The sequence below is a fragment of the Candidatus Krumholzibacteriia bacterium genome, from assembly GCA_035268685.1.
Taxonomy (GTDB): Bacteria; Krumholzibacteriota; Krumholzibacteriia; order JAJRXK01; family JAJRXK01; genus JAJRXK01.
Genome location: DATFKK010000136.1, coordinates 1 through 23703 on the forward strand (window position 1 = coordinate 1; position 23703 = coordinate 23703).

The 23703-nt window shown below is 68.4% G+C and carries 20 protein-coding genes; 13 read left to right on the top strand and 7 right to left on the bottom strand.

The features are described from left to right. The 4 genes from VKA86_12980 to VKA86_12995 form a co-directional block, all read left to right on the top strand. The coding region (locus VKA86_12980; protein ID HKK72127.1) for a tetratricopeptide repeat protein at positions 1-1648 on the top strand (1648 nt) is incomplete at its 5' end. 143 nt (positions 1649-1791) lie between these two features. Beyond that, entirely contained in the window at positions 1792-3987 is a 2196-nt protein-coding gene (locus tag VKA86_12985; GenBank protein HKK72128.1) for a FlgD immunoglobulin-like domain containing protein, read from the top strand. A 98-nt stretch (positions 3988-4085) separates the two neighbouring features. Next, entirely contained in the window at positions 4086-5504 is a 1419-nt protein-coding gene (locus VKA86_12990; GenBank protein ID HKK72129.1) for a nuclear transport factor 2 family protein, read from the top strand. A 149-nt stretch (positions 5505-5653) separates the two neighbouring features. Next, complete coding sequence (locus VKA86_12995) at positions 5654-6688, top strand: tetratricopeptide repeat protein (GenBank protein ID HKK72130.1); 1035 nt, start codon at positions 5654-5656, stop codon at positions 6686-6688. A 102-nt stretch (positions 6689-6790) separates the two neighbouring features. Here VKA86_12995 and VKA86_13000 read toward each other — a convergent pair whose 3' ends face one another. Further along, entirely contained in the window at positions 6791-8671 is a 1881-nt protein-coding gene (locus VKA86_13000; GenBank protein ID HKK72131.1) for a thiol-activated cytolysin family protein, read from the bottom strand. An 81-nt stretch (positions 8672-8752) separates the two neighbouring features. Continuing rightward, the gene (locus VKA86_13005) at positions 8753-11443 is read right to left on the bottom strand and encodes a protein kinase (protein ID HKK72132.1); all 2691 of its coding nucleotides are present in this window, start codon (positions 11441-11443) and stop codon (positions 8753-8755) included. 242 nt (positions 11444-11685) lie between these two features. On the opposite strand from VKA86_13005, the gene VKA86_13010 reads away from it, so the two are divergent. From VKA86_13010 to VKA86_13030, 5 genes are all read left to right on the top strand, one after another. Then, a complete protein-coding gene (locus tag VKA86_13010) occupies positions 11686-12012 on the top strand; it encodes an EthD family reductase (GenBank protein ID HKK72133.1) in 327 nt (108 codons plus the stop codon). A 130-nt stretch (positions 12013-12142) separates the two neighbouring features. Further along, positions 12143-12820 carry an AzlC family ABC transporter permease gene (locus tag VKA86_13015; protein ID HKK72134.1) on the top strand — a complete coding sequence of 226 codons (678 nt, stop codon included), beginning with the start codon at positions 12143-12145 and terminating at the stop codon, positions 12818-12820. Next, entirely contained in the window at positions 12817-13131 is a 315-nt protein-coding gene (locus VKA86_13020; GenBank protein ID HKK72135.1) for an AzlD domain-containing protein, read from the top strand. Before VKA86_13015 ends, VKA86_13020 begins: the two co-directional genes overlap by 4 nt. A gap of 52 nt (positions 13132-13183) precedes the next feature. Beyond that, complete coding sequence (locus VKA86_13025; protein HKK72136.1) at positions 13184-13630, top strand: hypothetical protein; 447 nt, start codon at positions 13184-13186, stop codon at positions 13628-13630. Then, entirely contained in the window at positions 13627-14139 is a 513-nt protein-coding gene (locus VKA86_13030; protein HKK72137.1) for a transposase, read from the top strand. Before VKA86_13025 ends, VKA86_13030 begins: the two co-directional genes overlap by 4 nt. Positions 14140-14312: 173 nt before the next feature. Here the strand turns inward: VKA86_13030 and VKA86_13035 are convergent, their stop codons facing one another. Then, positions 14313-14546 (bottom strand): hypothetical protein, encoded by a 234-nt coding sequence (locus tag VKA86_13035; protein ID HKK72138.1) that lies wholly within the window; start codon positions 14544-14546, stop codon positions 14313-14315. A 772-nt stretch (positions 14547-15318) separates the two neighbouring features. Between VKA86_13035 and VKA86_13040 the strand changes: the two genes are divergently transcribed. From VKA86_13040 to VKA86_13055, 4 genes are all read left to right on the top strand, one after another. Next, the gene (locus tag VKA86_13040; protein ID HKK72139.1) at positions 15319-17148 is read left to right on the top strand and encodes a winged helix-turn-helix domain-containing protein; all 1830 of its coding nucleotides are present in this window, start codon (positions 15319-15321) and stop codon (positions 17146-17148) included. 94 nt (positions 17149-17242) lie between these two features. Continuing rightward, positions 17243-17788, top strand: coding sequence for a group 1 truncated hemoglobin (locus VKA86_13045; GenBank protein ID HKK72140.1), 546 nt, complete (start codon positions 17243-17245; stop codon positions 17786-17788). A 93-nt stretch (positions 17789-17881) separates the two neighbouring features. Further along, entirely contained in the window at positions 17882-18472 is a 591-nt protein-coding gene (locus VKA86_13050) for a hypothetical protein (protein ID HKK72141.1), read from the top strand. A gap of 167 nt (positions 18473-18639) precedes the next feature. Continuing rightward, positions 18640-21336 carry a protein kinase gene (locus tag VKA86_13055; protein ID HKK72142.1) on the top strand — a complete coding sequence of 899 codons (2697 nt, stop codon included), beginning with the start codon at positions 18640-18642 and terminating at the stop codon, positions 21334-21336. A gap of 24 nt (positions 21337-21360) precedes the next feature. On the opposite strand, the gene VKA86_13060 is transcribed toward VKA86_13055, so the two are convergent. The 4 genes from VKA86_13060 to VKA86_13075 all read right to left on the bottom strand — a co-directional run bounded on the left by VKA86_13060 (position 21361) and on the right by VKA86_13075 (position 23701). Further along, positions 21361-22437 carry a ketoacyl-ACP synthase III gene (locus VKA86_13060; protein ID HKK72143.1) on the bottom strand — a complete coding sequence of 359 codons (1077 nt, stop codon included), beginning with the start codon at positions 22435-22437 and terminating at the stop codon, positions 21361-21363. A gap of 70 nt (positions 22438-22507) precedes the next feature. Beyond that, on the bottom strand, positions 22508-22771 hold the full coding sequence (locus tag VKA86_13065; GenBank protein HKK72144.1) for a EutN/CcmL family microcompartment protein: 264 nt from the start codon (positions 22769-22771) through the stop codon (positions 22508-22510). After that, a complete protein-coding gene (locus tag VKA86_13070; protein HKK72145.1) occupies positions 22768-23055 on the bottom strand; it encodes a EutN/CcmL family microcompartment protein in 288 nt (95 codons plus the stop codon). Before VKA86_13070 ends, VKA86_13065 begins: the two co-directional genes overlap by 4 nt. Before the next feature lie 4 nt (positions 23056-23059). Beyond that, positions 23060-23701, bottom strand: coding sequence for a BMC domain-containing protein (locus VKA86_13075; GenBank protein HKK72146.1), 642 nt, complete (start codon positions 23699-23701; stop codon positions 23060-23062). Positions 23702-23703: the final 2 nt, after the last annotated feature.

Consider the following 23703-nt stretch of genomic DNA (forward strand, 5'->3'; position numbering starts at 1 on the left):
GGAGAACGGTGTTCCCACGATCGTGATCTTCCCCTTCGAGAACCGCGGCGAACCCGAGGACGCCTACTTCGCCGAAGGCATCACCGACGAGATCGCCACGCGGCTCGTCGGCACCGACGGCGTGGCCGTGCTCAGCCGCAGCAGTGCACGCAACTACGACCGAACGGGCAAGACGATCCTGCAGATCGCCGAGGATCTGGGCGTGGACTACGTGCTCGAGGGAAGCGTGCGGTGGCAGGGCAGGACCGACGCGGAGAGTCTCGTGCGCGTCTCGCCCGTGTTGGTCTACGCGCCCGAGGACCGACAGGTCTGGGCCGACAGCTACGACCGCGACATGCGTGAGATCTTCGCGATCCAGACCGAGATCGCTTCGGCGGTGGCCACGCAGATCGGCACCGCACTCGCGCCGCAGCAATACGGGACGGACGACGCCGCGCCGACTCAGGACATGGAGGCCTACCACCTGTTCCTGCGGGCACGGCAGGCGATCGACCGCGGTCAGCTCCAGCGGCCCGAGTGGGAGATCGCCGAAACACTCCTGCAGAACGCGCTCGAGCGCGATCCGACCTATTCGGCCGCGTGGGCCTATCTCGCGCGGGTGCAGGCCGCGTTCTGTCACTTCAACTGGGACCGCAGCGAACGACGTCTGGCGGCCGGACGCCGTGCCGCGGCCCGCGCCCGGGAACTCGCGCCGGGCACGGTCGAGGACCACCTCGCCCACGGCTACGTGTACTATTGGGGCGAGAAGGACTTCCCGGCCGCGACCCGCGAATTCGAGGCGGCGCTCGCGCGGCAGCCCGGCGACGTGGAGACGATCGAGGCCCTCGGCTTCGTCGCCCGTCGTGAGGGACGTTTCGAGGACGCGCTGCGCTGGTTGAACCGCGCCCAGGAGTTGAGTCCGAGCAACTGGCGCCTGGCCTTCAACATGTCGGAGACACTGCACATCCTCCGCCGGTACGAGGAGGCCCTCCTCGTCGCCGACGAAGCGATTCGTTTCGATCCGGGCGCACCGGGCGGCTACGTCCAGCGTGCGACGTCGCTGGCCAACATGGGCCGACTGGACGAAGCCCTCGACGTGATCGGCGACGTCCCCCGCTTTTCGACCGACGCCGACGAGGAAGCGGTCACGCTCGCCCTCGCCGCCCTCGATCTCGACATGGCGCGGTCCGTCGCGGCGCGTCAACCGGAGTACAGTGCCGAGCAGTTCGGTGACGTATGTGCCGAGGTCTCGCGGGGATACCTCGCCTGGATCGAGGACGGGCGCGAAGCCTCCCGCTCCCACTTCGAACGTGCCGTCGCGACGCTGCGTCCGGTCGTGGCCGCAGCCCCCGACCAATCGAACCCCGCCATGCTCCTCGCGGAATCCCTCGCCGCACTCGGAGAGGTCGACGAGGCCGTCGACCTCGCGCGTTCCGCTCTCGGCCGCTACCCGGCCGGAGTCGACACCTGGATCCGGCTGTGCCTCGAGTGGGATCTCGCCCGTGTCCTGTTGCTCGCCGGACGGATCGAGGAAGCGGAGACCCTCACGCGCCAGCTCTGCTCCCAGCCGGCCTACAACGTCTCGCGCGAGTTCCTCCGGGCTTCGCCCTTGTACCGGAGCAACGGACCCATCGAGCCCTTCGCGCGAGTGGCGGACTTCGAGCTGTAGTCCGCGCGCGGCGCCGGCGGTGTGCACCCGCCCGAAATGATGCGCCCGCACGCTGGACCTCGGGTCGCCCGAGGTTCACCCTGCTCCGTGGAACGGATGGCTACGTCCGGGGCCGCCGCCACGCCCGCGCCCGAGGAGGAGCCATGTCGACGCAGGACCTCCGTCGTCTCGATCCCCAGCTCGCCTACCTCGCGCTGCTGACCCTCGCGCAGCTCAAGCCACTCTCCCGCTGGGAGTGCGCGTTGACCGAGACCGAGATCGACGTCCTCCGAGCCACCGTTCCGCACGTCCGACGGATCCGGCGGCGCACGCGACTGGGGCGTCCGGTGACCGAGACCCTGATCGCGAACGATCCCGCACGCGCCGTGCTCTACGAACGCATGTTCGGCGGTCGTCGACTCCGACGCACGCCCGAGACCGTGCGCCGGGAAGGCCGCCTGCTGGGCTATCCGTCGTGTTGCGTCGAGGGATTCGTGCGCGAACCCTACGCGGCCAACGGGATGGCGCCCGACGACCAGGAGATCCTCTTCCACTGGGCCTGCCCCGGCTGCCGGGTGACGCCGACGCTGTTGCGCGAGTATCGGCAGGTGCACGCGGACTGCTCCCGGCTCTTCCGACGGGTCAGGACGTCCGATGCGAGCCCGCGGTGGCTCGACCGCGCCGGACACGTGGCGGCCACGGTCGCGCTGGTCGCCGGCGCCTCCGGCGCGACGACGACCGATCCGCACCGACTCCCCGCTCCCGACGATCTCGACGGCGACCACGCCTCGGTCGCCGAAGAGATCCTCGCGGGTACCGACTGGGAGCGCAGGGACACCGACGACGACACCGTCGTCGACGGCGTGCAGATCGCCCAGCTCCTCGATGCGCTCGTCGAGAGTCCACCTCCGGGCGTCATGGTCACGCACCACCCCCAGCGCGGCATGGAAACCTGCCCGCACTGCGGAGCCACCGTGAACATGGGCTTCGTGACCGTCATGCATGCCCAGCGCGAACTCACCATCGACCTGCCGTACATCGCGCTGCACTACCTGGAGCACGGATCCCTGGGCTTCGAGGGGAGCATCCACGCGGGCCGCGTCGACCTCGACGCGGCGAAGCGGATCCTCTTCCCCTGCGACGCGCCGCACCTCCTGCCGCTGCAGTTCGGCGACGACGGCGACGAGGACGGTCTGTACCGGGAGGAGGAGCTGGTCGTCGGGACCGACCCCGACGAGCCGGACTCCGATCTGGACACCGTTCCGGACGGCCCGCAACTCGCCGAGGAGTTGATCACGCTCGTCTCCCGGCTTCCGCGCGAGGTGCAGACGGATCGCCCGTACCTGCAGGAGATGCGCATGGACGGTCTCGTCCAGTGCGCCGTGTGTGACGCCGCCGTCGACATGGGCTTCTTCGAGATCGTCAATCCGGTGGCGGACGTATCGATCGCGGCGCCGCTGCTGGCCCTGCACTTCGTCGCCAAGGGGTGCTTCGACCACGCCCCCTGCGACTGGGGCAAGGAAGGAGCGCGGTCCGAAGAACCGATGGTCGAACCCTCGGGCCCCGCATCACCCGAGACGATGCCCCGCGGCGTCCTCCCCACCGTCCTGCGCGCCGTCCTCACCAGCCAGGGCCCGGCCCACTGGGTCGAGGTCGAGGGCGATACCGACGGCGACGGGCTCACCGACGCCGAGGAAGCCGCCTTGGAGATGAGCCCCGTCGATCCCGACGAGAACGGCAACGTGCGTCCGGACGGGCGCGAACTCGCCGCGCTCTTCGCTCGGCAGATCGAGCTCCTCCCCGAGGGCCCACTCGCCGACGAACCGTACCGGATCACGCACATGCTCATGGGAAGCGAAGGCTGCTTCACCTGCGGTGAAAGCTGGACCATGGGCGAGTACCAGGTCGTCAATCCGGTCGCCGGGGTCTCGATCGACGTTCCGTTCTACAACGTGCACTTCATGCAGCACGGGAGCTTCTCGAGCGACGGGCTCTTCGCCCCGCGCATCGACCCCGTCCTCCTGGCCCAGGCGCTCGGACCCCACGCGACGGGCGTCGAGGACGCAGCCGTGAGTTCGGCGTTCTCGTTCTGGAACGCACCCAATCCCTTCGCGAGCGGAACGACCACGCGCATCGCGTTGGACCTTCCCACCGCCGTCGAACGGATCCGCATCGCCGTCTACGACGCCGCAGGCCGCCGCGTTCGCGAACTGTACGTCGGCGAGGGGAACGAACGGAGGATCCGTCTGGAATGGGATGGTCGGGACGATCGGGGCGCGCTGTCGTCTCCCGGGGTCTACTACTGCCGCGCCCGGATCGGGGAACTGAGGATCAACCGCAAGATCACGTTGGTGCCGTAGACGGTCTCGGCCAGCGATGCCGACCACCCCGAGCCACGTGCATCCACCGGACGTGGTCTCGTCGGCGGTCTCTCTCCACTCCTACCAGGAGATCTCCGATGAAGAAACTCGCTCTCACCGTACTGCCCCTCGTCTGCATCTTCCTGATCCTGCCCGATCTCGCCGACGCCGAGGGCCGCGGCTCGAGCCGATTGTATCGTGATCGCCTCGAGATCGGACGGGCGCTGCTCGAGGTCCAGTCAACGAACTGGCCCTCCGTGCTGCAGCACTACACGGACGACATCGAGTACCACGATCCGATCGTGGACATCGGCGGAATCGAATCGATGAGCGCGTTCCTGGCGCAGCTCTTCGCGAACTCACCGGATCTGGTGACGACGATCGAACAGGAGACGTTGCTCGACGGCATCTACTCGGCCACCTGGACGATGGTCGGGCAGTTCAGCGGCGTCCCGTACGAGGCCAAGGGCATCTCGATCCTCGAGTTCCGAGGCCGGAGCCGGCAGGTCGCGTACCAGCGCGACTACTACACCGAGGGCGACATCATGACCGGGATCCCCGACCTCGATACTGCCATCGAGGGATTCCGCACCTTCTACCGGTGCGCGGTCGACCCCACCTTCGACTGCCCCTTCCCCAGCGCACCTCCGGAGACGTCGGCGTGGGGAGGCCCGCCCGTCACGGCGCCGCCGAGCGACAGAATCGGTGGACGGGGCCGTTCCTGGATCCACCTCCGTCGCGATCGGCTCGAGATCGCGCGCGCGGTCGTCGAGATCAATGCCTCGAACTGGACGGCCGTCCTCCCCTACTACGCCGACGACGTCGCGTACCGTGACCCCATCGTCGAGATCGACGGAATCGACACGATGACGTCGTTCCTGGGACGACTCTTCGCGAGTGGGCCGGACCTGGTGACGACCGTCGAGACCGAATCCCTGGTCGACGGCGTGTACACGGCCACGTGGACGATGACGGGCAGTTTCGGCGGCGTTCCGTTCAGCGCCCCGGGAATGTCCATCGTCGTGTTCGGTGAAGGCGAGCGGAAGGTCCACTACGCCCGCGACTACTACACGGAGGGCGACATCATGATCAACGTCCCCGAACTCACGGAGGCCGTGGTGGGCTTCCGGACGTTCTACCGGTGTGCCGTGGATCCGACCTTCGAATGCCCGTTCCCGCCGCTCGATCGTGTCGCAGCGCTCGGCACGGACGAGACACCGAGCCCCGCGGACAGAGAGACCTTCGTGCTCGGGCAGAACACGCCCAATCCCTTCAATCCGGCGACCACGATCTCGTACCGCGTCCCCGCCGGTGGCGGGCACGTGGCTCTGCGCGTGTACGACGTCTCGGGCCGGCACGTCACGACGCTCGTCGACGGGTTCGAATCTGCCGGCCGCAGGACGATCACCTGGCACGGAGAGGACGACACCGGCCAGCCGGTCGCGAGTGGCATCTACTTCTACCGGCTCGACGCGCCGGAGTTCAGCCAGGTGAAGAAGATGATCCTGATCGAGTAGGAACCCCGAGGATGATGCCGATCGACCATGCACGTGCGGCCGCTCGTGGCCGCTCACCGTGGTAGACTCCATCCGCCACTCCGGCCCACGCGCGTGCATCGCGCTTCGTAGGTGATGTGCGCGCATCATCTGTCGAACGGAGGTGAGCCATGGGAACCCCAGCCCCACGCACGTGGATCCTGGTGGTCCTCGTCTTCCTGGTGGCCTGCGGATCGAGCCCACCCGAACTGATGCCCAACGGCCCGACGAAGATCGCCAGCGACGCCTACGAGCTGCGCATGGCCGGCGAGGTTGACGATGCGGTCCGCCTGTTGAAGGCCGGTCTCGCCGCACATCCCGAGTCGGGCGTTCTCCACTACGAACTCGCACGTACCGACCTGTTCCTCCTCGACATCGAGAACAGTCGGAACGAGGCCGCGGCCGCGGTCGACTGCGCACCCAGGAGGAGCGACTACCGCTACTTCGCCGCGTTGGCCTCGGCCTATTCCCTGATCGAGGCCGCCCATCAACAGGACCAGGAGCGCATGAAGTCGATGGGAGCCGAGACCATCGACCAACTCGAGACGCTCCTGCAGAACGACCCGGACCACGCCCGTGCGCGCTATCTGCTCGTCCAGCAGATCGTCGAGATGGCCCCCGACGTCGGCCTCGAGGTCGACGACCCGATGCATCACGTCGAGTACCTCGAGGCCCGGGACCCGATTCTCGGGGCCAAGGCCCGGTGCTGTCTCGTGGACAAGACCGAGCAGCGCAGGATCTGGATGCGGATCCTCGACGAGCACCCCCACGACGTCCGGGCCCAGGTCGAAGCGGCCGAGGGCTTGATCGGCGCCGGGCGACTGTTCCAGGCCGAGAAGTGCCTGACGCGGGCGATCGAAGCGGACTCGCACAACTGCTACGGGTTGCTGCGACTGGGACTCGCCTACGCGGTGCGGCGCGACTGGGTCCACGCGCTCGAGCTGACCGAACGCTATCTCCGGCACGATCCACCCCTCGCCCTGCGCGCCTACGCCCTCGGGCGTCTGTCGGTCATCCATCGGCAGATGGGCGATCCGGAGGGCGCGGAGGAGTTGGCGAGCGAGGCGCGGGACATCGACCCGCACGTCTGGATGACGGTGATGCCGCCACCGCGGGAGATCTTCACGCCGATCGTCTCCGCGAAGCCGGAGCCCAGGAAGATCTGACCGAGCGGTCAGCGTGCGCGGCGGAACGGAATGCGGTTGCGACGGCACCCGGGAGGTCCTGCCGGGTGCCGCCAGCGACACCGAACGCTGTTCGGTGCCCGATCAGAACCGGTACCGCTCCATCAACCCTTCCTCGAGCGCGCGCCGCTGCGCGTCGCTCGGCACGAAGTCGTAGATCTGCATCTCGGCCATGCGGAACGTGGTGAAGCCCACCGGACTGCTGAACGTCGCACCGTTGACGCCGAGGCTCGCACCGGTGAACAGCGAGATGGGCAGCGTCAGGTTCGGATCGTGGGCCTTCTCGAGACCGTTGATGAAGATCTTCGTGCCCTCTTCCTGGCTGAAGGTCACGACGTACAGCTGCAGCTGGGCGATCGAGCGATCGAGCGTGGTCGTCAGCTTCTGGCTGCCACCGTGGGACACGCCGAAGGTATCGCTGTCGTCGAAGCCCATGCGGATGACCTGTCCCTCGACGTTTCCGTCGCCCCACAGCCAGTAGGCTGGCGTGTCGTCGCTCGGTGGGACGCCGATCCGGTTCAGGACCGCCACCACCGTGTAGTCGGTGTCACGCAGCGCGGTGCCCGGAAGTCGCATGCGGCCGGTGGGCTCGATGGTCGACGATCCCTTCTCGAAGCTCGGGATGCGCCCGCCGTCGGGATTGCCCGGAACCCAGTAGCCCGCGAAGTTCGAGCCGCCGAAGGGCACGGTGGCGTCGCGGCTGTCGTCGCCGCGCTGCGCGCCGAACTGGTCCTCCCAGCGGGTGATCTTGTAGATGCCGTCCTGGCGGTACCAGCTCACGCCGAGGCTGCCGCGGTACCAGGCGATGCCGTCGGGCAGCGCGTCGCTCAGCGGCGCGCAGTCGACGACGTCGTACTCGGTGGCCACCTTCACCTTCAATTCGCGCGCCGGATCGTTCGCCGCGTTCACGGTGTAGCTCAACGGCACGCCGGTCGTGATGGTCCCGCCCTCGGCGATGAAGGTCTTCAGCGCCTCGAAATCGCCGGTGAGGGCGGCCGCGGCCTGACTCGCGACGCCGCCGAGCGCGTAGCCACCGATCTGCACCTCGCTGAGCTCGCTCACGTAGGTCACGTCCGCCTCGAGCTCTCCTCCCGCAACCGCCTTGTCGAAGCTCCCGCGCACCGAGGCGTCGACCTCCTGCAACGAATCGGTCGACTGGATCAGCAGATAGAAGACGCGCCCGTAGGTCACGCTCGATATGTAGGCCGCCGGGTTGCCGGGCTGCACGTAGCGGGAGAGCTGCTCGGACGTGACGTCCGGACCGAAGAAGTCGCCGGCGTCAGTCGGGGTCTGGAAGGCGATCGTGTAGTAGCTCTGGGTGAGGCGCACCAGGTAGCGGTTGTAGCTCACGTCGCTCTGGTACTCGAAGGAGCCCTGGATCTCGGTGGTGAGGGTCTCGTACTCCGCGCGCAAGGATACGCCGAGCTGCTCGCGCGACGTGATCCGCTCGATCTGCACGGTGGTGCGGGCCGGAAGGTCGTCGGGCGTGCCCGCAATGATCTCGTTCATCGCGTCGACCGCGCTGCCGAGACTCACCTCGTCGACGTCGACGGTCGAGGTGTTGGTGCCGTTGATCAGCGTGATCACGTAGGTGCCCGGACCCCGATCGACGGGGATCTCGCTGGGCGTCGCGTCGTCGAGCGTGTTGCCCTGCAGCAGGTTTCCCGGGAAGACGATCCGCGCGTTCGGATCGAACTGCGGGAAGTCGCTGTAGCCCTCGGTGAGGCTCACCGTCTTGCGGGTGCAGTAGTACTGGTCGTTGCCCGAGGTCTCCTCGAATTCGACCGCCTCGGTCTCTTCGTACGTCTCCTGGAACTCGTCGAACTCGCCGGCCTCGTCGAGGACACGACCGAGTTCGGTGGTCGAGCCGCCGCCGCCGGGGCCAGCGGGACCTTCGGCATCGTCACTGCAGCCGGCGACGAGGAAGAGGACGCTCAGGGCGAGCGCCAACGCAGTGCGCGTCATGGTGGGTCTCCCGCGTGGGTGGAAGGGGGCTTCGGAACAGCATGCGCAGTCGAGGGACGGATCGCGCAACGGGACGGGCGCCTAGCGCAACAGTCCCCGACGCCAGTCGGTCACGAGGTGCAGGGGGGAGACCGACGCGTTCCCTTCACTCATCGGGCTGCTCTGGAACACGAACTCGCCCTGTGGCGCCAGACTGAAGGCTCGGCCGTTGCCCGTCGGCACCACCGAACGGATGCCGGTCCGCGTCGCCCCGACCCGAAAGGTGTCCCCACTCCCGTCGACCGAAGTCACGAGAAGGTCACCGCCGAATGCCACGGTGTAGAGCGTCGACCCGTCGGCGGACCATTCGGGCCAGACCGAACCGGTACGAGTCACCTGCCACTTGCGCGCCGGATTCTCCGCGGACACGACGAAGACGTCGAAGCCCTGCTCGGACGTGGCGTTGAAGGCGATCCATCGTCCGTCCGGACTGTAGATCCCGCCGCCGGCGAGATCCTCGCCGAGATCGAGGAAGACCTCGGGCTCCGAACTCCCGTCGATGGGGAGCACTCCCATGTCGAGGTCGTTCGCGGCCGGCTCGGTCCCCTTCATGGTGACGAGGATCGTCTCGCCCGAAGGATGGATCGACGACGGCCACAGTGCCTGGTCGCTCTCCGCGAGCACGCGCGGAACGGCATTGCCCTCGATCGGGTGCAGCAGGATCCGGTGACTGGCCTGGTGAAGGCTCGAGTAGACCACGGCCGATCCGTCCGGCGTCCAGACGGCCCGCGTCTCCTGTCCCGGAGCGAAACTCAGGCGCGTCTGCAGCCCCGAATCCAGCATGACGATCCAGAGATCGGTCGCCGCCTCTCCCTCGCTCACGATCTGCACGACGGCCCGGCGGCCGTCGGGAGAAACACGGGGGAAGTCGACGGATCCGGGCTCTCCGATCGTCACCGTCTCGCCGGTGTCGAGATTCTTCCGGGTGAGGATACGGTCGGATCCCGGACTGCCGACCTGGAAGACGGTCATGCCGGTCTGCGCGATCGAGTAGACGGCGATCGCCGAGTCCCGGCTCAGGACGGCCACGTTCTCCACGAGGGGCACGCCACCGACGATCTCGCCGTCCCACGGCTGCGGGAACGGCGTGGTCATCAAGACGCCCTCGCGCACCGTCATCAGGTGTCCGTCGTGGTACTCGGCCGCGGCCTGCGACGTCGTGAGATCACGGGTCTCGTCACTGCCCAGACGACCCATGCGGATCGGGAAGTGACCGCCTTCCGCGTCGTTGGTCCGCACGAGATAGATGTAGTGTTCGCCATCGGGCAGGAAACGCGGATGACGGTGCGAATTCTCCTGCCCTTCGGGCGTGGTGAGCGGCGTCGCCTCGCCACCGGTCGACGCCACGTGGCTCAGGCCGACACTGGCGTCGGCAGCGAAGATGATGTCTCCGGCCTCGTTCCAGGTTCCGCCCTTGCCGTTCGGCGCGGGGCACAGCGTCGTGGGCGGACCGCCGACGGCAGCGACCTTGCGAAGACGCCGGCCCTCCATGTCGAAGAAACCGATCGTCTGGCTGTCGGGCGACCAGAACGGATAGGCCGCGGATTCCGTGCCCGTCAGCATGGTGGCTTCGCGGGCGCCGACCTGGCGCAGCCAGAGCATCACGCGACCGTTCTCGTCGAGCGCCGAGAACGCCATCATGGTGCCGTCGGGCGAGAGCCGGGCCGGACCCGGCGAACTTCCGTCGACGTCGAACTCGTTCCCCTCGGGCGGCGGGATCATGGCGTAGACGACCGGCGCGGATTCACCCTTCGGCAGCACCAGCGGGGCCAGCAATCCACCCGCGACGAGAGCCACGATCGCGAGCGCGACGAAGGCGGGCCACGAGCGGCGACTCGCGGGCTCGGGCGCGGCGATGGCACTCGCCCCCATCGTCGACAGCGCGAGTCCTCCTGGCTCGAGGAGCAACCGCGCCTCGCCGATGTCCCGCAGACGATTCCGCGGATCGCGTTGCAGGCAGCGTTCGGTCAACTGGGCGAGGTCGGGTGCCTGCTCCGCGGGCAGCCGGCTCCAGTCGGGCTCGGCGCGCAGCACCGCGGCCATCGTGTCGCTGACCGTCTCGGCCTCGAACAGCTTCTCGCCGACCAGCATCTCGTAGAGGATCACGCCGAAGGCCCAGATGTCGGCGCGGCGGTCGACCTTCTTGCCGCGCGCCTGCTCGGGCGACATGTAGGCGGCGGTTCCGAGGATCGCGCCGGCCTGGGTCATGGCCGCCGTGATCGTGGGCGACATGGACGGGTCGGCGTCCTCGTCGACGTCGCCGAACCACGCGCGCGCCAATCCGAAGTCGAGGATCTTCACGTCGCCGACCGGCGAGACCATGACGTTCGCGGGCTTGAGGTCGCGATGGACCAGACCGGCCTCGTGCGCCGTTTCGAGCCCCGCGGCGATCTGGGCGGCGATCGACCGTGCTTCCTCCGGCGGGATCGGTCCGTTGCGCAGGCGCTGGGAGAGGTCCTCGCCCTCGACGAGTTCCATCACCAGGAAGCGGATCCCGTCCGCCTCCTCGAAGCCGTAGATCGAGGCCACGTTCGGGTGCTGGAGGCTGGCGAGCGAACGCGCCTCGCGCTCGAAGCGGGCCTTGCGTTCGGGATCGTCCGACATCTCCGCCGGCAGGATCTTGAGGGCGACCTCGCGTTCGAGCTTGGTGTCGCGGGCGCGGTAGACCTCGCCCATGCCGCCACGGCCGACGGCGGCGGTGACCTCGTAGTGGGCCAGTTTTCGTCCGATCAATGGGCGTGGTCTCCGGGACCGAGGAGGGGCGCGGCATCGAGCATAGCCGACCGCGGACCTGGAGTCACGCGGACCGTCGCGCCGGCGCCGTGAACGCCGTCACGCAGATCTGCCATCACCCGGACGATCGCGAGACTTCCGATTGCCGGCGTCCGACGTCCGGTGCGATGCTGGCCATTCGTGAGCGACGCGTCCTTCGCCGCTCGAATCGTCGCTCCTCCCCGAGCACCACGGAGCCATCCATGGCCGAAGTCCGACTGCACGTCCTGTATCCCCACCCGACCGACGTCGACCAGTTCGAGCAGGACTACGCGCAGCACGTCGTGCTGCTTCACGAGAAGATGCAGATCCCGGCCGACGCACGGCCCTACTCGATCACGCGCTTCGTCACGACGCCGCTGGGTCCGCCCTCCCACCACCAGATGTTCACGATGCCCTTCCCGTCGGCCGAGGCGCTGCAAGAGGCCATGGTCAGCCCGGCGATGCAGGAAGTCGCCGCGGACGCGGTGCGCATCTCCTCGGGCGGTCCGCCCGTCATCCTGGTGGGCGCGGAGCACGTGATGGAGTGAGCTGTCGACGGTCGGCCGCTCGTGCGAGCGTGCCGGCCCGCGGCTTCCCGTTCCGCGGCGGAGGTGTCCTCCCCCGGTCCCTCCCGATCTGTCCCTGGTCACGGGCCGCCCGATGCCTTTCCCTGCTCCCATGTGCATTCGTTCGAGCATCGTCGAGGGCATCCGCGCCACCGCCCCCATTCTCGTGGGGGTCGTGCCCTTCGGGATGATCTACGGCGTGGTCGCGGTCTCGGAGGGTCTGGATCGCCTGCCGGCGATCCTCATGTCGTCACTCGTCTTCGCCGGCGCCTCGCAGATCGCCGCGGCCGAGCTGTGGGGCCAGGGCGCTCCCTTCGCGATCGTGGTCGCGACGGGCCTGGTCATCAATCTCCGCTTCCTCATGTACTCGGCGTCGTTGGCTCCGCACATGACCGGCCTGAGCACGTGGCAACGCTGGGTGGGATCCTACCTGCTGACCGATCAGGCCTACGCGGTCTCGGTGATCCGCTTCCAGGACCACACCGAACTCCACCGCTTCGGCTTCTACTTCGGATCGTCGATCGTGCTGTGGACGACGTGGCAGGCCTCGTCGGCTCTCGGCGTGATCGTCGGACTTCAGGTTCCGGCGTCGTGGGGACTGGAATTCTCGGTGCCGCTGATGTTCCTGGCACTCCTGGTCCCCACCCTGCGGACCTCCACGCCCGTCCTGGTGGCCGTCGTGTCGGGCGTCGCCGCGGTCGTCCTCCACGGACTGCCGATGCACCTCGGGCTGATGACCGCGGCCGCGATCGGACTCTTCGTCGGCGCCGTGCGGGAGCGTGCCGCGTGAGCGCGTGGGCGTGGATCCTGGCGCTCGGCGTCGGCACCTTCGCGATCCGGGCGTCGTTCCTGTTGCCGCGCGGACAAGGTGAGCCCTCACCCTACGTGAAGCGCGTCCTGCAACTCGTGCCGGCCGCGGTCCTGAGTGCGCTCGTCACGCCGAGCCTGTTCGTGATCGACGGCGCGCTGGCGCTGTCGTGGACGAACGAACGGCTGGTGGCCGGGGCAATCGCCGCCCTCGTGGCATGGCGCACGAAGAGCGTGATGGTGACGCTCGTGGTGGGAATGGCGGTCCTGTGGGCGGCGCGGCTGCTCGGGTGAGGGCGCGAGGCCGTGGGCGGCGCGCTCGACGGAAACGGCGGTTCGCGCCGGCGTGCGGATCATCCACTGCTGCGGCTTCGACTCGATCCCGAGCGATCTCGGCACGCGCGCGCTCCAGGACGCGGTGATCGCCCGCGACGGCCGGCTGTGCGACGAGGTCAAACTCTTCGTCGTCGACCTGCGGGGCGCGGTGTCCGGCGGAACGATCGAGAGCATGGTCGGCGTGATGGACGCGGCGCGCGATCCCGCGGTGCGCAAGGTCCTCGGCGATCCCTACGCGCTGAATCCTCCGGGTGAGCGCCACGGTCCCGACCGCCGCGAACCCCGCGGTCCGGATCACGACCGCGTCACCGACACTTGGACCGCGCCCGTGGTCGCAGTGAGGATGACGATGACGAGCCGGGGAGTGGTGGGCACGGTCGGCCGTTCAAGCGCTCCTTCGGGGAGCCTGCGGAGAAGTCTCAGGAGAACTTCACCGATCCCGACAGCCGGATCATGAAGGTTTCGGGCGGGTTTCAGCAGAGTTACAACACCCAGGTCGCCGTGGACGGGAAGTCCCGGATCATTGTCGCGAACGGTGTCACGCAGTCGGCGGCCGACGTGGGACAGCTCAGGCCTCTCCTGGACGGGATCCGCTCGAACACGGGGCGAACCCCGCAGCGGGTCTTGGCCGACGCGGGCTACGCGTCCGAGAAGAGCCTGCGCTCGCTGCAACGGCGACGCATCGATGGGTACGTGGCGCAGGGACGGGGAGAGACGCCGACCGAGCAGGTCGCCTCGAGCCCTGAGCACCAGAGGGTGCACGAGAAGTTGAAGACGAAGTCAGGTCAGAAGCAGTACCGCAAGCGCAAGCACATCGCGGAGCCACCGTTCGGTTGGATCAAGTCCGTGCTGAACTTTCGATCGTTCAGCTTGCAAGGCCACGTCGACGTCAAAGCGGAGTGGAACCTCGTTTGCCTGGCGCTGAATCTGAAACGGCTGAACGCCCAGATGATGTGGTCAGGATGAAGAAGACGGCAGGACATGGCTGCGCTCCGCTGGCCGGGGCCTGAGAAGAGCGGAGAAACGAGCACCGCAGCTCGCACGACCGATAGAACCTCTCGCTGGAAGTCGACCACGTTGCTCCGGAACGCACGAATCGACCGGAACAGAACGTGTCTGGACTCCTACGGCGCAGGCTCCTAGCGCAAGAGTCCCCGACGCCCGTCGGTCACGAGGTGCAGGGGCGACACCGACGCGTCGTCTTCGCTCATCGGACTGCTCTGGAACACGAAGTGACACTGCGGCGCGAGGCTGAAGGCTCGACCTTCGGCCGTCGGGACGGCCGACCGGATGCCGGTGCTCGACGCGCCGACGCGGAAGGTGTCCCCGCTTCCGTCGACCGAGATCACTTGCAGGGTGCCGTCGAATCCCACGGAGTAGAGAGTCGAACCGTCCGCGGGCCAACCCGAAGTCGAGGATCTTGACGTCGCCCACCGCCGACACCATGACGTTCGCCGGCTCGAGGTCACGATGGACCAGACCCGCCTCGTGCGCCGTCTCGAGCCCCGCGGCGATCTGGGCGGCGATGGACCGGGCCTCGCCCGGAGCGACCGGTCCGTTGCACAGACGTTGCGAGAGGTCCTCTCCCTCGACGAGCTCCATCACCAGGAACCGGATCCCGTCCGCCTCCTCGAAGCCGTAGATCGAGGCGACGTTCGGGATCGTCCGACATCTCCGCCGGCAGGACCTTGAGCGCGACCTCACGGTCGAGCTTCGTGTCGCGGGCGCGAAAGACCTCGCCCATGCCGCCACGGCCGACGGCGGCGGTGACCTCGTAGTGGGCCAGTTTTCGTCCGATCAATGGGCGTGGTCTCCGGGACCGAGGAGGGGCGCAGCATCGAGCATAGCCGACCGTCGAGGGGAGTCACGCGATCCGAGGCGGAACTCCGTGCACACGATCACGGCTCGTCGTTCCCGTCGGCCGGGGTGCTGCAACAGGCGGCGACCAGCTCGGAGATGCAGTTGCCACGCACCGACTTCCACGGCTCCGGCCGGTCACTCCCTTGTTTCGCCCAGCACGGGTTGCTAGCCTGACACCGCTCCCGTCCCCCTTGCGCGATGCCCGATCCCGGACACCCCCTTCGCGCCGAAGAACGGAAAGAGCTCCATCGCTGCCTCGATCCCGACGGACCGTGGGTCGTCGCGGTGCACGGAATCGGCGGAATCGGCAAGACCACGCTGCTGCGCGAGTTCGCCGAGGTCGCACGTGACCGCGGGGCGCGCGTGGTGGTCCTCGACGGCGACGCCGTCGAACCGACGCAATCCGGTTTTCGTGCGTCCCTGACCGACGCGCTCGCCGCGGTGGGAACGTCGATCGAGGATCTCGAGTCGGCCGACGACGGATCCTCGCCGCCGGTCGTCCTGGTCCTCGACGTGTTCGACAGCCTGCGTCTGCTGGAGACGTGGTTGCGCCAGACCTTCCTGCCGTCGGTGGGCGGTGCCCTCCGCCTCGTCACGGCGGCGCGTTCGGCGCCGGCGGTCCACTGGGTGACCGATCCGGTGATCGGCCCTCGCTTCCGGAGCGTCGGCCTGGAGACGCTGCCCGACGAGGAAGCGCACCGTCTGCTGGACGAAGCCGGCGTCGCGACCGAAGCGCGTGATTCGCTGGTGCGCGCGGCAAGCGGGCATCCGCTCGCGCTTCGGCTGGCGGCGCACGCGAGCGGACGCGCAGTCGCGGGTCGTTCGGCCGGAGGAACGATCGAAGGCGTCCTGCGCGATCTGACGCACTTCTACGTCGACGAGATCGACGATCCGCGTCTGCGGCAGGCCGTCGAGGCGGCGTCCGCTGTCCGTCGCGTGACCGAGCCCCTGCTGGCGGCGATGCTCGATCTCGACGAGGCGCACGACGTCTTCGGCGCGCTCCAGGACCTGCATTTCGTGCAGGTCCGCAGCGACGGCATCGCCCTGCACGATGCCGTGCGCGAGTTCGTGTGCGCCGAACTCCGGGCCCGCGACCCGCAGGGCTTCGCCCACTTCCGCCGTGCCGCGTGGCGCCAGATGCGTCAGGAGGTCCACCACGCTCCGTCCACCCTGCTCTGGCGATACACGGCCGACCTGATCTACCTGATCGAGAATCCGGTCGTACGCGAGGCCTTCTTCCCGACGACGGCGCCGCACTGTGTCGTGGAACCGGCCCGTGTCGACGACGAAGAGGCCATCCTCGAGATCTCCTCGCTCCACGAATCCGAGACCGCCACCCGCTGGATCGACTTCTGGTGGACCCTGGCGCCCGATGCCTTCTTCGTGGCGCGCGACGACGAGGGTCAAGTCGTCGGTTTCTACTGCTCGCTCGACACCGATCGTGTCCGCAGCCGCGACCTGCGGGAAGATCCGGTCACGGCACTGTGGTGGGAGCACCTCCACGCGAACGGTGGCGGGCAGGCGCTCTTCCTCCGGCGCTGGTTGTCGCGCGAGCACGGCGAGGTCCCGTCGCCCGTGCAGGCGGCGTGCTGGCTCGACCTCAAGCGCAGCTACCTCGCACTGCGGCCACGTCTGCGCCGCGTGTACCTGACGATCGTCGATCCCGTACCCTATCTACCGGTCGCGCGGCGGCTCGGCTTCGTGCCGCTCGACGAGTCGGTCGCGCTCGGCGACACGCCCTACGCCTCGGCCTGCCTGGACTTCGGCCCGCGGTCCGTCGACGGGTGGATGCGTCGGCTCTTCACGCAGGAACTCGGGGAGATGGGACCGGAGCACGGCGCGCTGCTCGATCTGGAGTCGCGCCAGCTCCTCGCCCCGGACGGTCCCCGCGAGCTGAGCCCCCTGGAATTCGGGGTCCTGCGCTTCCTCGTGGAGAACGAGGGAATCGCCGTCACCCGGAGCGAGCTGCTCGCCGACGTCTGGAACATCCACCACGAGGGTTCGAGCAACGTCGTCGACACGATCATCCGGAGTCTTCGCAACAAGTTGGGCGATCGGTCCTGGAGGATCGAGTCGGTCCGCGGCGTCGGCTACCGCTGCCTGCCCGCGAGCTGAACGGGGAATCTCATCGAGATCTCATGATGGGCCGGGTACGTGCGTCCTAGCTTCGGGACCGAGCGAATCGTCCCCCTTTCCTGGAGGTCTCCTCGTGATTCGTCATTTTCTGCGCAGCACCGTCCTGGTCCCGTTCCTGCTCCTACCCGCCAGCGCCGTCGCCGATCACCACGGCTCCGACACCGAACCCACCGTCCGCGAACAGCTCCTCGCCCTGGAAGAGCAATGCGCGGAGAACGCCTCGGCAATGGAGGCCCGGCAGGCGGAAAGGTCGCTCTACGAGCGTCTCGGCGGCAGGGAGGGGATCCACGCGATCACCCGCGAGATCGTGCGTCTCCACGACCAGAACGAGGCGTTGACGCGCATCATGGACGGCGTCGACCGCGAACTCCTCGCCCGGCGCGTCGCCCAGTTCATCATCTCGGGAACCGGCGGGCCCCAGGTCTACGAGGGCCGTGACCTGGTGAGCGCGCACGCGCACCTCGACCTGACCAACGCCCACTTCCTCGCCGCCGGCGGCGACGTCATGCAGGCCATGGAGAACGAGGGCTGCACCGAGGACGAGATCGAAGAGATCGTCTGCACGCTCGTGTCGTTGCGTCACAAGGTGGTGATGGAGTCGGAGCGGGAGCTGCATTGAGGCTCGTTGCGCATCACACGCTCGTCTTCCGCATGGGTGGTACGATCCGGTGTACCGACCGCGACCGACGTCCCCCACCCGGAGACATGCCCAATGAAACGCCTGATGCTGCTCCCCTCGATCCTGTCCCTGCTCCTGCTCGGACCCGTCGGCTGTGGTTCCGACGACGACGACGGCGGGACCGGTCCCACCGCCACCGTCGTCGACGACGTCGTCGTGAGCCTCGACCGTATCACCGTCGACCGTGATTGCGACCCGAGCGGCGGAGTCGGCGAGTTCGGCTACAAGTTCTACGTGGTCCTCTTCGACGAATCCGGCGAGATCGACCGGGTCCTGGATTCCGACTGGAACTCCTTCAATGCGACCGACGGCGACTCGTGGGATCCCGGTGGCACCGCGAGCTTCCGCATCGAACGGCGCCCTGGAATGCGCTTCCACGTCCAGTTGCGCGTGCGCGAGTTCGACGGTGCGCTCGAGCAGTTCTCGCAGGGGACCTTCGTCGGGCACGAAGGCGCGGCCGGCGCCGATGCGTGGGGACCCAACGATTCCGGCGGTGTGAACGAGTACACGCTCTACGACTCCGCGCAGCGGGTCGGGATCATCGACTGGGACTGGTGGGCGGCCGACTCCTGCCGGGGGGAGTTTCGGTACAGCGTGACGGCGACCGAGGTCACGACCGAGTGAGGGCTCGCTCCGCGGGTCGGAATTGACCGGCCCGCAACCGTCCATTACGATCCGACGTCCTTCCGTCGGAACCCGGAGGGCGAACACCTGCACTTCCGCGACCCCAGCGGCGGGCAATGGATGATCGGGGCGTCGAATCTCGCCCACCTTCTCCCGGGAGCCCGCCGTTGATCGGCAAGACCCTCGCCCACTACGAGATCACCGCCCTTCTCGGCCGTGGCGGCATGGGCGAGGTCTACCGCGCCCGCGACACGAAGCTCGGCCGCGAGGTCGCCCTGAAGCTCCTGCCCGAGAGCTTCACCGCCGACCCGGAGCGTCTCGCGCGCTTCCGGCGCGAGGCCCGCGTACTCGCCTCGCTGCAGCACCCGAACATCGCCGGCATCTTCGGACTCGAAGAAGACGCCGGGCGCGTCTTCCTGACCATGGAACTCGCCGCGGGAACCGATCTCTCCGAGCGCATCGCCCGGGGGCCGATCGCCGAGGACGAGGTCGTCGACCTGGCTCGTCAGCTCGCGAGCGGGCTGGAGGAGGCCCACGAGAAGGGCATCGTCCATCGCGATCTCAAACCGGCGAACGTCAAGATCGGTGAGGACGGCAAGGTCAAGATCCTCGACTTCGGTCTGGCCCGCGCGCTCACCGGCGAGACGTCCGCCGAAGAGGACATCGAGAACTCGCCGACCATCACCGCGGCGATGACCCAGGGCGGCATGATCCTGGGCACGGCGGCCTACATGAGCCCCGAACAGGCGCGGGGTCGCAGCGTGGACCGCCGCGCGGACATCTGGTCGTTCGGCGTGGTCCTGTTCGAGATGCTCGCCGGTCGGCGACTGTTCGAGGGCGACACGGTGAGCGACACGTTGGCCTCGGTGCTGAAGGACGACGTGGCGTGGGACCACCTTCCCGAGGAGACCTCGCCGGGAATCCGCCGCTTGCTGGAGCGTTGCCTCGAGCGCGATCCCCGGCGGCGACTGCGCGACATCGGCGAGGCGAGGGTGTTCCTCGAGGCCGGAGCGGCAGACGCCTCGCTGCTGGGCTCGGTGGCGTCGGTCGTGGATTCCCTGCCCGACGACCCGGATCTCGGGCCGACGCACCGCAGGCGAGGCGCTCTCGTCACCGTGGCACTGACGGTCGCCGCGGCGGTCGCGGGGACTCTCGTCGGCTGGCAACTCGTCGCGCGGCCGGAAGCACCGCCCGTCTACAACATGGCGATGCCCGTGCCGCCGGGCGCGGTCTACAACTTCTCGACGGCGCGGCCCGGTCCACCGCGCGTCTCGCCGGACGGCAGCATGGTCGTCTTCGCGGTGCGCGAGGGCTCGTCGCAGGCCGTCCTGCACCTGCGCCGTCTCGCGGATCCCCATTCGACGCCTCTCACCGGAACGGAAGAGGGTCTGTACCCCTTCTGGTCGGCGGACAGCCGCACGATCGGCTTCGGCACGGTGGACGGTCGGCTCCGCCGCGTGCCCGTGGCCGGTGGACCGCCCGTCACGCTGTGCGACGCGGCCAACATGAAGGGCGCCACCACGAACGCCGACGGCGTGGTGCTCTTCGCGCCGGCGGCCGGAACGGGGATCCATCGGGTGTCGTCGGCAGGGGGAACGCCGGTCGAGGTCACCACCGTCGACCAGGACGCCGGCCACGATTCGCACCGACATCCGCGCTTCCTCCCCGACGGCGAACACTTCCTCTACCTCGCACGCCGCACCGGCGGGCAGATCGACGAGCACGACATCTACCTGGCATCGCTCGACGGCGGTGAGCCCCGGCTCGTGCTCCGGTCGCAGACCCAGGCCGAGTTCTCGCGCGGTCATCTGCTGAGCGTGCGCGAGGGAACGTTGCTCGCGACGCCCTTCGACCCCTCGAGCGCGGACCTCGGCGAGCCGATTCCCCTGGTCGAAGACGTCCTCGTCGACGCGGGCGCGGCGCTCGGCGTCTTCTCGGCGAACGATGACGGAAGCCTCGTGTACATGGTCCGCACCGGCGGGGCCGAGCAGTTCCTGGAGTGGGTCGGGATCGACGACGAACCGCTCGGACGGGTCGGCGACCCGGGCGGTCTGGAGCGGCCGCGGATCTCGCCCGACGGGCGGCAGGCGGTCGTCGAGGTGTACGGCGACGATCCCGGCGAAGGCGATCTCTGGCTGGTGGATCTCGAGAACGGCCTGCGGACCCGCTTCACCTTCGAACCCGGCTACGAGGGTGCGGCGGAATGGACGCCGGACGGCACACGCGTGGTGTACACGGCCTTCGCCGACAGCGTGGCGCGGATCGTGGTCCGGCCGGTCGAGGGCACGGGCGACGCTTCCGTCCTCTACGAGTTCGAGGGCGAAGTCGCCCCCACCGGGGTGACCCCCGACGGCAACACGGTTCTCCTCAACCAGCGGGACCCGGAAACCGACTTCAATCTCTACTCGCTCTCCGTGGACGGCGGAACTCCGACGCTCCTCGTCGAAACGTCCCTCATCGACTACAGCGCCGCCGTGTCTCCCGACGGCCGGTGGATGGTGTACGGCAGTGGCCAGGGATCGGAGTGGGACGTCTACGTCCGCCCCGTGTCCGGCGGCGAGCGACGCTGGCAGATCAACCGCGAGCCCGCCCTGTATCCCTTCTGGGGCGCGCGCGGCGAGCGCATCTACTACGTCCTCACCAACGGTGAACTGCGGTTCGTCGAGGTCGACGGCGGCTCGTCCACCTTCCGTTCGGGCGCGCCGCAGCGCTTCGCGGCCGTCAGTCCGCCCGGAGCCGGCGGCGTGTACGTGTCGATGCACCCGGACGGCGAACGTCTCCTCACGGTTTCCGGGTCCGTCGCTGCGAACGAGACCTCGGATCTGCAGCTGGTGACCGATTGGACGCGCGGATTGACGAAGTAGCCGGGCAGGAACCCGTGCGGCCGCTCACACCCAGCCGTAGACCACCGCGTTCACGTTCATCCCCGCGCCGACAGACGCGAACACGATCACGTCGCCCGCTTCGATCGACTGGTCGGGCATCTCGCCGCGCAGCACCAGATCGAGCAGCGTGGGCACGGTGGCGACGGAGCTGTTGCCCAACCACGAGATGGTCATGGGCATGACCCCCTCGGGCACTTCGTCGATGCCGTGGGACTTGAACAGGCGCGCGAGGATCGCCTCGTCCATCTTCGCGTTGGCCTGGTGGATGAGGATCTTCTTCACGCGGGCCACCTCGATGCCGGCGCGCTCGAGGCTCTTCGTCACGACACCCGGCACGGTGCTCAGGGCGTACTCGTAGAGCTTGCGTCCGTACATCTTCAGGTAGAGGCCGTCGGACACGGTCTTGACGTCGTAGGTCGAGCCCATCCACAACAGGCGGGCGTGCTCCAGCGTGTCGGACCGGACGGCGTGGGCCAGGAGTCCCTGGTCGTCGCCGACGTCGCGGGCCTCGAGGACGGTGGCCCCGGCGCCGTCGGCGTAGATCAGGCTGTCGCGATCGTGCGGATCGCACACGCGCGACAGGGTCTCCGAACCGATCACCAGGGCCCGGGTGGCATCGCCCGAACGCAGGTAGTAGTCGGCCTGGATGATCCCCTGCAGCCAGCCCGGGCAGCCGAAGGGCAGGTCGTAGGCCACGCACTCGGGGTTGGCGATCTCCAGGCTCTGTTTGACCCGGGCGGCCAGGGTGGGCACGAAATCCGAGCGGCGGTTGTCGTGGCGGATGTCGCCGAAGTTGTGGGCGACGATCACGTAGTCCAGGGTCTCAGGGTCGATTTCCGAGGCCTCGATCGCGCGCTTCCCGGCGATCGTTCCGATGTCGGACGCGACGAGATCGTCGTCGACGTACCGGCGCTCGGAGATATCGGTGATCTTCTGGAAGGTCTCGACGACGCGTGGATTCTTCTCGCGTTCGATCGGCTTGCCGTAGTCCGCGAAGAACTCCCGCGTGACCAGGTCCTCGTTGCGGATCCGTCGGGTCGGAATGTACGAGCCGGTGCCGATCATCACGGAGCGGCGCATGGATGACCTCCGAGTGTTCGCGGGGCCCCCAACTCTGCAGCACGCGGGGCCCGATGTCACGCCGGACCGATCATCCCACCTGATCCACGACCCCCACCACGACCGACCGCACCGGCAGGCGCCCGCCGCCGAGGATCTGCCGCGCTCCGTTGCCCTCGTCGAGCATGATCACCGTCTCGCCGTATCCGGCGCCGACGGTGTCGATCGCGATCACGTGTCCGCCCGTCGGCTCCCCCTGGGCGTCGAGCTTGTCGAGCAGGAGCAGGCGCCGCCCGTGCATGTCGGGATGGTGGATGGTCGAGGTGATGCGCCCGGCGACGCGCGCGAGGATCACGACGGCTCCTCGGGGGCATCGAGCTGGACGTCGTCGACGATGCCGACCACGGCGTGATCGACGGGGACGAAGCTCGGATCGAGGGTCAGTGCGGCTTCGCGGCTGGCTTCCCAGTAGACGAGTTCGCCGGGCCCGGCCATGCGCGTGCCATCGGCGCAGACGAAGGGCCTACCCGTCGCCGCCGCGTGTTTGTCGAGCGGTTGCACCCACAGCAGGGGCACGCCCTCCATGCCCTCGTAGACGATGTTGCAGACCATGCGGCCGATCACCCTGCCCAGGAACACGGGATCATCCTTCCGTCTCGAGGATCTCGGCGCCGGCGGGCGTCCAGTGTGAGCAGGCCGCGAAGCGCGTGCCTTGGCCCAGGACGTCGCGCAGGGCATCGTCGATACGGGGCATCGTGGACGAGGCGACGAGACGCCCGACGTCGCCGGGCCGGTCGGGGTCGTTCAGGTCGTGCACGATCGTCTCGAGGGCCTCCTGCACGTCGGGCAGGTGGCCGTCGAACACGGCGAGCGCGCGGCCGCCCAGGTCGTCGGCCAGCCGGACCTCGATGAGATGGATCGGCATCGACTTCAGCACCCGGTCGAGAACACGCAGCAGGCTCGGTGAGGTGCTCACTTCGCAGACGCCGACGGCATCGCCCTGCGGGGCCGAACGCTCGCCCATCACCGCAGCGGCGAGTCCGGGATCCGGATCGGCGAGGAGCACGTCGTCGAGCAACGAGCCCTGCCGGAATCCCGCCTCGAGGCCGGCGCCGTGGGCCTCCTCGGTGCTCGCCACCGAACCACCGACCAGGGCCAGATAACGGCCCGGATGGACCGATCCGCAGCGCAGCACCGCGACCGGCGAGCGCTTGAGCATCGCGTCGACCGTGAACAGTCCGGTGCTGACGCTGCCGAACTCGAGCAGTGCGAGAGCCTGGTACACGG